Annotated in this window: 13 protein-coding genes and 1 pseudogene; 7 read left to right on the top strand and 7 right to left on the bottom strand. The window is 74.5% G+C overall.

Annotation, left to right across the window (positions count from 1 at the left end; all coding sequences use genetic code 11):
• Together ACERUN_RS04105 and ACERUN_RS04110 are read left to right on the top strand one after the other, a co-directional pair.
• Positions 1-217: pseudogene (locus ACERUN_RS04105) on the top strand (hypothetical protein); the annotation flags it as partial.
• Positions 218-245: 28 nt separating this feature from the next.
• On the top strand, positions 246-1220 hold the full coding sequence (locus ACERUN_RS04110) for a glycosyltransferase (RefSeq protein WP_370288469.1): 975 nt from the start codon (positions 246-248) through the stop codon (positions 1218-1220).
• A gap of 52 nt (positions 1221-1272) precedes the next feature.
• On the opposite strand, the gene ACERUN_RS04115 is transcribed toward ACERUN_RS04110, so the two are convergent.
• Complete coding sequence (locus ACERUN_RS04115) at positions 1273-1920, bottom strand: flavodoxin family protein (protein WP_370288470.1); 648 nt, start codon at positions 1918-1920, stop codon at positions 1273-1275.
• Between the two features lie 63 nt (positions 1921-1983).
• Entirely contained in the window at positions 1984-2694 is a 711-nt protein-coding gene (ribA, locus tag ACERUN_RS04120; RefSeq protein ID WP_370288472.1) for a GTP cyclohydrolase II, read from the bottom strand.
• Between the two features lie 75 nt (positions 2695-2769).
• On the opposite strand from ribA, the gene ACERUN_RS04125 reads away from it, so the two are divergent.
• Positions 2770-3240 carry a MarR family winged helix-turn-helix transcriptional regulator gene (locus ACERUN_RS04125; protein ID WP_370288474.1) on the top strand — a complete coding sequence of 157 codons (471 nt, stop codon included), beginning with the start codon at positions 2770-2772 and terminating at the stop codon, positions 3238-3240.
• Between the two features lie 43 nt (positions 3241-3283).
• Here the strand turns inward: ACERUN_RS04125 and ACERUN_RS04130 are convergent, their stop codons facing one another.
• Positions 3284-4771 (bottom strand): flavin-containing monooxygenase, encoded by a 1488-nt coding sequence (locus tag ACERUN_RS04130; protein ID WP_370288475.1) that lies wholly within the window; start codon positions 4769-4771, stop codon positions 3284-3286.
• Between the two features lie 157 nt (positions 4772-4928).
• On the opposite strand from ACERUN_RS04130, the gene ACERUN_RS04135 reads away from it, so the two are divergent.
• On the top strand, positions 4929-6170 hold the full coding sequence (locus ACERUN_RS04135; RefSeq protein WP_370288476.1) for a PucR family transcriptional regulator: 1242 nt from the start codon (positions 4929-4931) through the stop codon (positions 6168-6170).
• A 16-nt stretch (positions 6171-6186) separates the two neighbouring features.
• On the opposite strand, the gene ACERUN_RS04140 is transcribed toward ACERUN_RS04135, so the two are convergent.
• Together ACERUN_RS04140 and ACERUN_RS04145 are read right to left on the bottom strand one after the other, a co-directional pair.
• A complete protein-coding gene (locus ACERUN_RS04140; RefSeq protein ID WP_370288477.1) occupies positions 6187-8556 on the bottom strand; it encodes an ATP-binding protein in 2370 nt (789 codons plus the stop codon).
• Between the two features lie 5 nt (positions 8557-8561).
• Positions 8562-9311: a molybdopterin-dependent oxidoreductase gene (locus tag ACERUN_RS04145; protein WP_370288479.1), complete on the bottom strand. Its 750-nt coding sequence runs from the start codon at positions 9309-9311 to the stop codon at positions 8562-8564.
• A 27-nt stretch (positions 9312-9338) separates the two neighbouring features.
• Between ACERUN_RS04145 and ACERUN_RS04150 the strand changes: the two genes are divergently transcribed.
• Positions 9339-9674: an Hpt domain-containing protein gene (locus ACERUN_RS04150; protein ID WP_370288480.1), complete on the top strand. Its 336-nt coding sequence runs from the start codon at positions 9339-9341 to the stop codon at positions 9672-9674.
• A gap of 31 nt (positions 9675-9705) precedes the next feature.
• Here the strand turns inward: ACERUN_RS04150 and ACERUN_RS04155 are convergent, their stop codons facing one another.
• Positions 9706-10428: a response regulator transcription factor gene (locus tag ACERUN_RS04155; protein WP_370288481.1), complete on the bottom strand. Its 723-nt coding sequence runs from the start codon at positions 10426-10428 to the stop codon at positions 9706-9708.
• Positions 10429-10581: 153 nt separating this feature from the next.
• On the opposite strand from ACERUN_RS04155, the gene ACERUN_RS04160 reads away from it, so the two are divergent.
• Together ACERUN_RS04160 and ACERUN_RS04165 are read left to right on the top strand one after the other, a co-directional pair.
• The gene (locus tag ACERUN_RS04160; RefSeq protein WP_370288482.1) at positions 10582-11193 is read left to right on the top strand and encodes a TetR/AcrR family transcriptional regulator; all 612 of its coding nucleotides are present in this window, start codon (positions 10582-10584) and stop codon (positions 11191-11193) included.
• A gap of 83 nt (positions 11194-11276) precedes the next feature.
• A complete protein-coding gene (locus ACERUN_RS04165; protein ID WP_370288483.1) occupies positions 11277-11921 on the top strand; it encodes a TetR/AcrR family transcriptional regulator in 645 nt (214 codons plus the stop codon).
• Here ACERUN_RS04165 and ACERUN_RS04170 read toward each other — a convergent pair.
• Complete coding sequence (locus tag ACERUN_RS04170) at positions 11911-12840, bottom strand: alpha/beta hydrolase (RefSeq protein WP_370288484.1); 930 nt, start codon at positions 12838-12840, stop codon at positions 11911-11913. The two genes, ACERUN_RS04165 and ACERUN_RS04170, sit on opposite strands and share 11 nt — an antisense overlap.
• Between the last annotated feature and the right edge of the window lie 124 nt (positions 12841-12964).

The following is a 12964-nucleotide window of genomic DNA, read 5'->3' on the forward strand; positions in this document are numbered from 1 at the left end:
CGCACCCCTGACCCGCCGCGACCACCGCGCCAAGACCCACCTCGGCTACCGCTGCACCCAACTCGCCCCCGGCATCTACGCCTGGATCACCCCCCACGGCCTCGGACGCCTCGTCACCCCCCGCGGCACCCACCGCTTCCGCCCCCTCTACGACCGCCACGGCCACGGCCACCTCATCGGCGCCCACCTCCGCCTCAGCGACTTCCACCCCGGCTAGCAGGGCGCGACTCGGGGCACCGGGTGCGGTGAAGATCCTGCTCTGGCACGTGCACGGCTCGTGGACGACGGCCTTCGTGCAGGGCGACCACGACTACCTGCTGCCCGTCGTCGCCGGCCGCACCGAGCTCGGACGGGGCCGGGTGCGCACCCGGGACTGGCCCGCGAGCGTGGTGGAGCGCCCGGCGGAACGACTGCGCGAGGAGGACGTGGACGTCGTGGTGCTCCAGCAGCCCCACGAGGCCGACCTCGTCGAGCGCTGGACGGGTCGTCGTCCAGGCCGTGACGTGCCGGCGGTCTACGTCGAGCACAACACCCCGCGGGGCGGCCCCGACTCGCCGTGCGCCCAGCACCCGATGGCGCAGCGCAACGACGTGCTCGTCGTCCACGTCACCGCGTTCAACCAGCTCTTCTGGGACACCGGTCGCGCGCCCACCGCGGTGATCGAGCACGGGGTGGTCGACCCCGGCCACCGCTTCACCGGCGAGCTCGCCCACGCGGCCACCGCCATCAACGATCCGCTGCGGCGGGGCCGGGTCGTCGGCACCGACCTGCTCGAGCCGCTCGCCGCCCGCCGCCCGCTCGACGTCTTCGGCCTGCGGGTCGACCGCCTCACCGCCGTGCCGGGGCTCACCACCTACGAGGACCTGCCGCAGCACGAGCTGCACGTCGAGCTGGCGCGGCGGCGCGTCTACGTGCACACCGCCCGGTGGACCTCGCTCGACATCTCCCTCATCGAGGCGATGCTGCTCGGGCTGCCCGTGGTCGGGGTCGCGGCCGCCGAGGCCGCGGTGTCGGTGCCGCCGGACGCGGGCGTCGTCACCACCTCGCGGGCCGCGCTGCTGGACGCCACCGCCCGCTTCGTCGACGACCGAGACGCCGCCCGCGTGGCCGGGCAGGCGGCGCGCGAGCATGCCCGGCGCCGCTGGGGGCTCGAGCGCTTCCTGTGCGAGTGGGACGACGTGCTGGCCCGGGTCGCGCTGAGCGCTCCTGCTGTCGGGTGACGTGGGTGTCCGACCGGATGGCGCCACTCGACGTGTGGCGCGCGGTCCCGGGCTAGGAGCCCTCGGGGGCCGGGTAGGGGTGCGCCTTCAGCAGCGCCGCCAGGTGCACGGTGGCTCGTGCGGCCATCTCGGTGGCGTTCGTCGTCTGCTCCGAGCCGTTCGGCAGGTCGCGGTAGTCGGTGCCGTGCATCGCCTCGCCCACCCAGTAGGTGCAGCCGTTGGCGGCGATGCTGAAGCCCACGTCGTTGAGCGCCTGGGCGCAGGTGGCGACGACGTGGTGGGCGCCGTCCTCGTTGCCGACCACCGCGATCGCGGCGACCTTGCCGTGCATCAGGGGCCGGCCCTCGTCGTCGGTCTCGGAGATCTCGGCGTCGAGGCGCTCGAGCACCATCTTCGCGACCGACGAGGTCTGGCCCATCCAGATGGGCACGGCCAGCACGAGGATGTCGCTGCCCAGGACGAGGCGACGCAGCGCAGGCCAGCCGTCACCGTCGCCCTCGTCGACCGACACCCCGAACCTCACGTCGTGGTCGACCACCCGCACCACCGTGGCGTGTACGCCGCCGGGGGCGTGGCGGTCCATCGCGGCGGCCAGCTCGCGCCCCAGCTGCTCCGAGCTCGACGGGGACGACGAGCGGCGCAGGCTGCAGCTCAGCACGGTGGCGGTGAGGGCGGGAGGGGTCTCGGGCGCGGTGGTCACGGCGCCGGGTACCCCCTCCGGTCGATCCGAGCCCGCCCGCGCCCGCCCGCACCACCGTCGCCGTCAGGACGACAGCGGCAGGTCGATCGTGTGGGCGGTGTGGTCGCGCTTGGCCGCGAGGTAGCGCAGGTTCGCCGCGGTGGCGTGGACGCCGGTCGGCACCTGCTCCTCGACCTCGACCCCCAGTGCGGCGAGCTGCGCGGCCTTGTCGGGGTTGTTGGTGAGCAGGCGCACCCGGTCGATGCCGAGCCCGAGCAGCATCTGCGCGGCGGCGCGGTAGTCGCGCTCGTCGTCGCCGCGACCGAGCGCGCGGTTGGCGGCGTAGGTGTCGAGCCCGGAGTCCTGCAGGGCGTAGGCGTCGAGCTTGGCGTAGAGCCCGATCCCTCGGCCCTCCTGGCGCAGGTAGAGCAGCACGCCGCCGGCGGCCTCGATCCGCTCGATCGCCTCGTGCAGCTGGGGTCCGCAGTCGCAGCGCTCGGAGCCGAGGACGTCGCCGGTGAGGCACTCGCTGTGCAGGCGCACCAGCGGCGCCGGCCCGCCCGCCGCGGCGGTGGCGAGACTCTGCCGCCAGGCGCCCAGCCCGAGCGCCAGGTGCTCGCGACCGTCGTCCAGGCTGTCGAAGGTGGTGACGTCGGCGCGAGCGCGCAGGCCGTCGTGGAGTCGCAGTGGCACGTGCACCTGGGCGCGCACGGTCGCCGGGGTGATTGCAGGGGAGATCGCGGGGGAGATCCCCTCGGGCTCCGGGGTGCCCAGGGAGGCGGTGGTCAGGCTCACGACGGCTGCAATCACTTCAACCTTGAAGTTATTCCCGGCGATTGGAGGCCACTCCCACGCCGGTAGGGTGAGCCGGTGACCTCCGCCGACGACGTGCCCTGGCTCGACGAGGAGGAGCGGCGGGCCTGGCTCGCCCTCACCGCGCTGATGGTGCGCCTCGAGCCGGCGCTCGACGCCCAGCTGCGCCGCGACGCCGGCCTGCGCCACTTCGACTACGCCGTGATGGCGTGGCTCTCCGAGCGCGAGGGGCGCACGATGCGGATGAGCGAGATCGCCGCGCTCACCGAGGGCTCCCTCTCGCGCACCTCACAGGTGGTCGCCCGCCTCGAGGCGCGCGGCTACGTCGTCCGCGCCGCGGACCCCGACGACGGCCGCAGCGTGCTCGCCACCCTCACCGAGGCCGGCTACGCGGCCGTGGTCGACGCCGCCCCCGGTCACGTGCGTGAGGTGCGGCGCGTCGTCCTCGACCCGTTGACGCGGGCGCAGGTGCGTCAGCTCGCCGCCATCGGCGAGCGCATCCTCACCCGCCTGGACGACGTCCGCTGACCGCCCCCGGCGCGCGCAGGGGCGGCCGGCCCGGTCGGCCCGGTCAGACCGTGGCGGTCGCGCGGTCGGGAGCGGCGGAGAACTCGAGGAACTCGTCGACCACCGGGCCGCCGCGCACGAGCTTGACGTCGTCGAGGTAGCTCATCGACATCGCCCACGGCGCGCGGTCGCCCTGGCGGGGGAGTCCGGCGAGCGCCCGCTGCACGTAGCCGGCGCTGAAGTCCATGAGCGGACGGGTCTCCATCTCGGGTGCGCGCGGCACGCAGATGTCGTGTCCGTGCTCCTCCATGTGGCCGAGCAGGCGGGTGAAGTACTCGCACAGCAGCCCGATCTTCAGCGTCCACGACGAGTTCGTGTAGCCGATCGCGAAGGCGAGGTTCGGCACGTCGCTGAGCATCATGCCGCGGTAGGCCACGTGCTCCGGCAGCTCGATCGGGCGACCCTCGAGGCGGATGTCGATGCCGCCGAAGAGCTTCAGGTTCAAGCCCGTGGCGGTGACGATGATGTCGGCCTCGAGCTCCTCGCCGGAGGCGAGCAGGATGCCCTTCTCGGTGAAGGTCTCGATGCGGTCGGTCACCACCGAGGCCTGGCCGTTGCGGATGGTGCGGAACAGGTCGCCGTCCGGCACCGCGCACAGCCGCTGGTCCCACGGGTCGTAGGGCGGGTTGAAGTGGGTGTCGACGTCGAAGCCCTCGGGCAGGAAGCGCGTGTTGACGCGACGGATCAGCTGGCGCGCGAGCTTCGGCTGGGCCTGGCAGAACTTGTAGACCAGGCGCTGCTGCCAGATGTACTTGGCGCGGGCGGCCGCGTAGCCGCGCTTCGCACCGAGCACCTTGGGCAGGAAGTTGGCCAGTGCGTCCTCGGAGGGCACCGGCATGATGTAGGTGGGGGTGCGCTGCAGCATCGTGACGTGTCCGGCGCCCTCGGCCACCATCGCCGGCAGCAGGGTCACCGCGGTGGCGCCCGAGCCGATGACGACGACCTTCTTGCCCTGGTAGTCGAGGTCCTCGGGCCAGGCCTGCGGGTGCACGATCTGCCCGGTGAAGCGCTCGCGGCCGGCGAACTCGGGGGTGAAGCCTGACTCGTAGTCGTAGTAGCCGGTGGCCCCGAAGAGCCAGCGGGCGTGGATCTCGAGCTCTTCGCCGGTGTCCTCGCGGCGCACCTGCACCACCCACCGTCCGAGCGCGGGCGTCCAGTCGGCGCTCACTGCACGGTGCTGGAAGCGGACGTGCCGCTCGATGCCGTACTCGTGCACCGTCTCGCGCAGGTAGTCGAGGATCTTCTCGGCGCTGGCGATCGCCTTGGCGTCGCGCCACGGCTTGAACTCGTAGCTGAAGGTGAACAGGTCGGAGTCCGAGCGGATGCCGGGGTAGCGGAAGAGGTCCCACGTGCCGCCCAGGTCGGCGCGCGCCTCGAGCACGGCGAAGCTCGTGCCGGGGCGGTCGGTGAGCAGGTAGCGGGCGGCGCCGATGCCGGAGATGCCGGCGCCGACGATCAGGACGTCGAGCTGGATCGCATCGCGGTCGCTCATGGGTCTCTCCTCGGGTCGGGGTCGCGCGAGGGTCTGCCGCGCCCCTCCAGAGTGCCCCGCGGACGCAGCGTGCGCCAAGGGCGATCTGCACCCTCTGCTGCCTCTCGCGGTGCGATCCGCACAGCGCCTGTGGGAGGGTCGGCGCTACGGTGAGCCGGTGACCACCGCCCCGTCGCCGCGCGTGCGCGAGCTCATCCGCCTCGGCGCCGAGCAGGCACTGGCCGTCACCGACGAGTGGATCCGTGCCGTCGACGCCGCGACCCTGTCCTCCGGCCTGGTGCGGGAAGTGGCCGACGACCCCGATCTCAGCGACGCGGTGCGCCGCGGCAACCTCGACAACCTCCTGGCGTGGGCCACGGCCAACCTGCGCGCCCCCGGTGAGCCCGTGCCCGCCAACACCAGCGACGTGCAGATCGAGGTGGCGCGTGCGATGACCCGCCGCGGCATGTCCGGCATCGGGCTCGACACGTATCGCACGGGGCAGAACGTGGCCTGGCAGCGGTGGATGGCACTCGCCTTCGACCTGACCCGCGACCCCGACGAGCTGCGGGAGCTGCTCGAGGTCACCTCCACCTCCATCGCCTCCTTCATCGACCGCACGGTCGAGGCGGTCTCGCTGCGCATGGTGGCGGAGTACGACGACCTCACCCGCGGCTCGCGCGTCGAGCAGCGCGAGACGGTCGGCCTGCTCCTGCAGGGTGCGCCGGTGCCCCGCGCCCGTGCCGAGGCGGTGCTGCGCTACGCCCTGGACCGCAGCCATCTCGGTGTCGTGCTGTGGTCCGACGACGCCGGCGCGGCCCCCCTCGACCGCCTCGACCGCGCCGCCGAGCGCACGATGAGCGTGCTCGGCGCCCGCGAGCGCCTCGTCGTGGACGCCGCCCCCGGCACGCTGTGGGTCTGGTTCCCCGTGCCGCGCCTCGACCCCGGAGCACCGGCCGCGCTCGAGTCCGAGCTGGAGGGCCTCGGCGCGTCGGTGGCCCTCGGACGCCCGGGGCACGGCGTCGACGGTCTGCGCACGAGCCACCTCGAGGCCGCCGAGGCCCGCCGTCTCGGGCTGCGCGCCCGCCGCCGAGCCGGTCGGCCGGGTCGCGTGGTGGCCTACGACGACGTGCGGCTCGCCGCGCTGGTCGCGCGCGAGCCCGCGGCCGCCGCAGCGTTCGTGGCCGACGTCCTCGGCGACCTGGCCACCGCCCCGGAGGAGCTGCGCGAGACCGTGCGCGTCGTCCTCGCCTGCCTCGGCAACGTCTCGGCCGCGGCGGCGCGGCTCTACACCCACCGCAACACGGTGATGCGTCGCCTCGAGCGCGCCGACACCCTGCTGCCCCGCCCGCTCGCGGAGGAGCCCGTGCAGGTGGCGGTGGCGCTGGAGGCGCTGCGCTGGGGCGCGCTCGATCCGTGATCCGGCCGAGCGCCGGTCAGCTGCGGCGGGCGGGCTCGGGGTGGGTGCGCACCGCACGCTCGAGGGCCCCGCGGAGCGCCTCGAGGGTCACCGGCTTGGCGAGGTAGTCGTCCATGCCGGCCTGCAGCAGTCGCTCACGGTCGCCGGGCAGCCCGTCGGCCGTGACGACGACGAGGCGCGGGCGTCGTCCACGCGGAGCGCCGGGCGCGCGGCCGGCCCAGACCGCGCGGACCTCGGCGGCCACCTCGGTGCCGTCGAGGTCGGGCATGCGCTGGTCGAGCAGGGCCACGTCGAAGCCGTCACCGGCGGCGAGGAGCGCGTCGCGGGCCTCCCCGCCCCCGAGCGCGACGGTGGGCTCGATGTCCAGGCGGCGCAGCAGGGAGCTGAGCACGACCCGGTTGATCTCGTCGTCGTCGGCCACCAGCACGCGCAGGCCCGACAGCGGGTCGGGTCCGGGCCTCGCGGAGCCGGCGGGGTCGGCGTTCTCGGCGTGCTCGGCGTGCTCGGCGTGCTCGGCGCACGGCGCGCCGTCCTCGGGCGCCACCGTGGTCGGTAGCACGACCCGTGCGATCGTGCCGGACGCCGGAGCCGCCGCGGGCTCCAGCGTCAGCCGACCGCCCATGAGGTCGACCACGCGCCGGCAGATCCACAGGCCCAGGCCGGTGCCGCGGGTGCGATCACGCGTGCCGGGCGCGCGGTGGAAGGGCTCGAAGAGGCGCTCGACCTCGGCGGGGTCGGGATCGAGCCCGACGCCGGTGTCGCGCACCCGCACCTCGAGCTCGCCCGCCGCGGGCGCGCCCGCCGCCGCGGGGGTCGGGTGCCACTGCGCCTCGAGGCCGACCTCGCCCCGGTCGGTGTACTTCAACGCGTTGCCGACGAGGTTCACCAGCACCCGGCGCAGGTGCGACTCGTCGAGCAGCACGGCCTCTGGCAGGTCCGCGGCGATCGACGAGCCGAGGCGCAGACCGCGCTCGCGGGCCTCGTGGCCGAAGAGGTCGGTGAGGTGCCCGATCACCGCGCGCACGTCGCAGCGGACCGGCAGGTTGTCGACCCGCCCGGCGTCGAGCGCGGAGAAGTCGAGTGCGTCGTCCAGGAGGCCGAGCAGGTGCTGGGCACTGACCCGCGCCTGCTGCAGGTGCGTGGCCTGGTCGTCGTCCAGGCGGGTGTGGGCGAGCGCCTCCTGCAGTCCGAGCACCGCGTTGAGCGGCGTGCGGATCTCGTGGCTCATGGTGGCCAGGAAGCGGGACTTCTCGTCCGCCACGCGCTCGGCATCCTCGCGGGCCTTCTCGAGCAGCTCGCGGCGGCGGACCTTGTCGGTGATGTCGTTGCCGACCACGTTCCAACCGGCGTGGCGTCCGCTCGCGTCGAGTGCCGGCGTGGCCACCACGGTGAGGTGCACGCCGCGCTCGGGCAGCGCCAGTTCCCCCGTGAAGGGCAGGGCCACCGCGAGCGACTCCTCGAGGCTCCTGCCGCCGGCGTCCAGTCGCATCACGGCGGCGTCGACGTCGTCGAGCCCCAGCCCGATGAGCGACTGGGGCTCCGCGTCGAGCAGGCGGGCCACGGCGTCGTTGACCCACTCGATGTGCCCGCCCGTGTCGGTGCGGACGACGAGCGCCCCGGTCGTGCGCACCACCTCGGCGAGCTCGGTGAGCCCGGCGTTGAGGGTGAGGAGCTCGCGCTGGTGGCGCCGGCGAGCGGTGGCGATGCGGCGGGCCGCTGCGACGAGACCGGCCAGCGACGCCGCCCCGACCATCAGGCTCGTGCCCACCACCACCAGGAGGCTGCGGGTGCGGTCGAGCAGTCGGAGCGCGTCGTCGGCCGCCCGACCGCCCGCGACCTTGCGGTTGACCGACGCCACCCGTGCGATGTCGTTGTAGCGCAGTTCGAGCTCGTCCAGCGCGTCGATGGCGGTGGCGCGCTGGGTGGCGCGCCCGCCGTCGAGGTAGGCCTCCACGGCCGGTCGCGCGACCTGCATCCAGGTGTTCCAGGCCGTCACCGCGTCGTCGGCGAGCTCGTCGCTGCGCAGCGCCGGGCGGTTGAAGGGCAGTGCGGTCTCCTGGGCCCGCTGCGTGGTGAGGTCGACGGCGAGGTCGACCTCGCTGCGCGAGCCTCCGGGCGTGTGCTCCAGCACCGCGATCTCCAGGCGCAGCAGCTGACGCTGGGTCTGCGTCACGGTGCGCACGTTGACGTCGGCCACGGCCGTGGCCTGCTGGACGCTGGCGCGCAGGTCGCGGGTGAGCAGGTAGACGTCGACGGCCGTGACGGTGATGGCCACGAGCGCGGCCACCGCGAGCAGGGCGAGCGCGCGACTGAACGGGCCGACCGCCCCTCGGGAACCGTCCCCGCTGCCCCCGCCTCGTCGCAGCAGCCGCGCCCGTCGCACCATCGGACTCAGGAGACGGTCATCGACGTGAGCTGCCAGATCCAGCGCGGCTCGTAGATGCTCGGATCGAGGTCGTAGCCCGAGGTCGGGTAGATCACCCGGGTCGGACCGTAGGCGGCCACGCTCATCGTGCGGCCGTCGGTGCGGGTGGCGAGGAGCACCGGCATCTCCAGGGCATCGCGCACGGGGATGTCGACGCGGTAGTCGTTCAGCGCGACCGTGTGCAGCTCGAGGGCGCGGGCGCCGCGGCCGTCGATCCCGGCGGCGGCCAGCACGTCGCGCAGCAGCGGGCCGGTGAAGCGGGCGCGTCGTCCGGTGGCCTGGCGGTCGTCGGCCTCCAGCTGCCAGGTGCCCAGGGAGTCGAGGAGCGCGAGGTCGAGGCGCAGGTCACGGCCCACGTTCGGGCGCGGGACGTCGCGCAGGGTCAGCACCACCGGTCCGGTGGGGGCGGGCAGCGCCCCCTCGTGCGGCGCGGCCGGGCTCACCCGGACCGCCCCCTCGGTGGTCGAGGCCGCGCGCACCGGAGCGCGGGTCGGCTCGTCGCGCAGGGTGTTGACCACCGCACCCACCAGCGAGAGCGCCACCAGCGCCATCGCCACCGCGGCCGCCACCCCCCACCAGCGCGGACGACGCGCGGGGCTCTCGTCGGCGTCGGAGCCGAGAAGCTCGCCGTCGACGGCCTCGGCGGCGCGGCCGGCCGGGTGCGCCCGGTCGGCGGCGGAGGCGCGGGAACCGCGCGTCACCGACGATCGATCCATCTGCCTGTCCCCACCTAGAATCGCGGCGTGAGCGACACCGTCGACCTCGGCGCCCTCGATGCGCTGGCCGCGCAGATCGGGGAGGCCGAGACCCTCGAGGTCGTGCGGTTGTTCGTGCAGGCGGCACCGCAGCGCGACGCCGCGCTCGCAGTGTCGCAGCCCGACCAGGTGGCGCGCGCCGCGCACACCGTGCGCTCGGGTGCGCGGCTCGTGGGCGCCGCCGCGCTCGCGGAGTCCACCGGCCGGCTGCAGCAGTCGGCCGAGGCCGGCGCCGCCGACTGGCAGCAGCAGCGCGACCGTCTCCGCGAGCAGCTCGCGGCCGTCGTCCACGAGCTCGAGGGCTGGCTGACCACCCGGGGCTGACGCCCGATGCGGGTGCGGGAGGTCGGGCGGCTCACGAGACCGCCCAGCGGGAGCGGAGGGCCTCCGTCTCCGGGGCCTCGAAGCGGAAACCCACGCCGCGCACGCTGACGATCAGGCGTGGACGACGGGAGGGCTCGCCGAGCTTCTTGCGCAGGTTGCCCACGTGCACGTCCAGCACGCTGGACCCGACCGCCGGGGCGGCGCCCCACACCTGCTGGCTCAGCTGGGTGCGGCTCACCGTGGTGCCCGGCGAGCTGGTGAGTCGGTCGAGGATGTCGAACTCGGTGCGGGTCAGGTGCAGGCGCTGGCCGTGGAGGCTCACCTCGCGGGCGGCCGGGTCGAGCCGCAGCGGGCCGTACTCGCGCACCTCGCCGTTCTGGCCCGCCACCGTGCGCGGACGCCGCTGCAGCGCGCTCACCCGCGCGCCGAGCTCGGCCGGGGAGTAGGGCTTGGTGACGTAGTCGTCGGCTCCCGCCTCGAAGCCCTTCACCAGCTCGGCCTCGCCGTCGCGGCCGGTGACGACCATCAGGTAGGCGTCGCTGAAGGTGCGCACCTGGCGGCACACCTCGATGCCGTCGAGGCGGGGCAGTCCGAGGTCGACCATGACCATCTCGGGAGCGAGGCTGCGCACGGCCGCCACGCCGTCGGCGCCGTCCGCGACGACGGTGACGTCGTAGCCGGCGTCCTCGAGCACGTGCCGCGCGAGTGCGGCGAACTCCGGTGCGTCCTCGATCACGATGGCGCGCGCTGTCATGACCCCGATCCCCCCGTTCCACGAGCCGAGGCGGCCCGTGGGCGACATCGTGGCACGCACCGGCACCGTGCGGGGCAGGATCCGGGGTTCGGGTCGACGTGGCCGACACCACCCCGGCCACCGGGCAGGGGCCGCGCAGGTAGTTTCGGATCCGTGACTACGACCCCGTCGGCCACCGAGCGCGCGGCCTCCCACCGCGCCCGCCTGCTCGACGGTCTCGCCGACGCGGTCCGCGCCGACCGTTTCGCGGCGGTGAGCGTGGCCGACGTCGTGCGCCTGGCGCGCACCTCGCGCCGCACCTTCTACGAGCACTTCGCCAGCCTCGAGGAGTGCTACGTGGAGCTCATGCGCCGGGAGAACCGGCGCATCATCGCCGCCACGGCCGAGGCCGTCGACCCCGCCGCCACGTGGGACGCCCAGATCGGGCAGGCCGTCGCCGCCTGGGCCCGCGCAGCGGTCGACGACCCGCTGCTGGTGCGCAGCTGGATCCGCGAGCTGTCGTCCCTGCCGGCCGGACGCGAGCTGCAGCGCGAGCTGCTGGAGTCCTTCGTCGACCTCACGAGCGCGCTCGCGGCGCACCCCGGGATCGCCGCCTCGGGGATCCGGCCGCCGTCGCGCGCGGCGACCGTCGTGCTCCTCGGCGGTCTGCGCGAGCTCCTCGCCACCTCGGTCGAGGACGGCGCGCTCGAGGACCCGGCCGCCGTCGACGAGCTGGTGCGCACGGCCACGGCCGCCTCGATCGCCCTCGTGGCCGCCGAGCTGTAGCCCCGTCGCCTCGCGCGGGCACGCCGGTCGGCGGGATGGGACGCCGGCGTACCAGCGGCCGCCGTGCCCCTACGATGCCGACCGTGACCGCGTCCGATCGTGCACCCCACCACCGGACCTACGCCGGTCGGTCCTTCGACGAGCGCGACGCCGATCGACGCGAGCGGCTGTTGAGCGCGGCGCTCGAGCTGTTCGGTTCCGAGGGGTACGGCCGGGTGCCGGTGGAGCGGCTGTGCAGCACCGCGAAGGTGTCGACCCGGCACTTCTACCAGCGCTACCAGCAGAAGGAGGACGTGCTCCTCGACCTCTACGCGACGCTGGCCGGCAGCTCGTACGCCGCCGTCGTCGCCGCGCTCGAGGTGCAGCGCGAGGCTCCTGTCGAGGCGCGGCTCTCCGCCGGGCTGCGCGCCTACCTGGGGCCGCTGTTCGCCGACCCGAGTGCCGCGCGGGTGGCCTTCGTTGAGGCCATCGGCGTGAGCCCGCGCATGGAGGCGCAGCGGGTGGAGCTGCGCAACGCCATCGTCGAGGTCCTCGAGCGCGAGGCGGCTCTCGCTGTCGAGCGCGGCGAGGTCCCCGCGCGCGACTACCGCTTCCTCGCGCTGTGCCTCTTCGGCGCGATCACGGTCGTCGTCCACGACTGGAGCCTGCACCCGGACCCGGCGTCGTCCGCCGCGGGGATGGAGGACCAGCTCATCGACGTCGCGCGGAGCCTGCTGCTCATCCTGTGACCGGCACCGGGGCGTGCCGGCCGAGGAAGTCGAGGTAGTCGCCGACCGCCTCCTCGAAGGCCTCGCCGAGGTAGATGTCGAAGTGCCCCACCGGGTAGGTGCGGATCTCCGCGCGCGGCGCGCGGCTGAGCTGGCGCCGCGCGGTGCCGGCCGGCGCCACGGTGTCGGGGTCGCACAGCGCCACGAAGATGGGGCACGCGATCCGCTTGGCCGAGCGCCCCGGCGCGTAGGTGAGGATGTCGAACAGCGACCGCGCCGTCAGCCGGTTCTGCCGGTCGGGGGCGTCGCCCGAGAGCGCATCCATGCCGGGGGCGGCGTCGGGTGCGGTCATGAAGGCCACCGAGCCGGGCGCGCCGGCGTTGTCGGCGTAGAGCGGCTCACCGCCGCGAGCGGCGCGCACCTTGTCGCGCACCGCGAGCGCGGTCAGGCGCGCGGACGTCGAGGGCCGCACCGCCAGCGAGGAGGCCACGCCGTCGGTGAACGGGCACTGCGCGATCGCCGCGGCCAGTCGGGAGTCGCGGGCGGCCATGCTGATCGCGTGCCCGCCGCCGAAGCTGGTGCCCCACACCGCGACGTTCTCGGGATCGACACCGGGCAGTGAGCGCACGTGCGCCACGGCCGCCGTCCAGTCGTCGAGCTGGGCCGGCACCGAGAGCCACTGCCGCGGGCTGCCCTCGCTCAGGCCGAAGTAGCGGTAGTCGAAGACGAGGCACACGTAGCCGGCGGCGGCGAAGCGCTCGGCGTAGGCGCCCATGCCCATCGACTTGGTGGCCCCGAGCCCGGCGGCGATCACGACCGCGGGCCGCAGCACGTCCGGGTGCGCGGTGCTCCCGGCCGGCCGGTACAGCCAGGCGTGGCACCGGCTCCCGTGGCTGTCGAACCAGACGTCCTCGCGCACGGGCGTGTTCTCGGCAGGCATGCGCACATCCTGCCGCCGCCCACCACGCCGCGGCGCCCAGGTGGCACATTTGGTACGCCGAGGGGGCGCATTGGGTGCGCCGAGGGGGCGCATTTGATGCGTCGAGGGGGCGGGTTTGGTGCGC

Origin of the sequence: Nocardioides sp. (assembly GCF_964229035.1) — a bacterium.
Lineage (GTDB): Bacteria > Actinomycetota > Actinomycetes > Propionibacteriales > Nocardioidaceae > Nocardioides.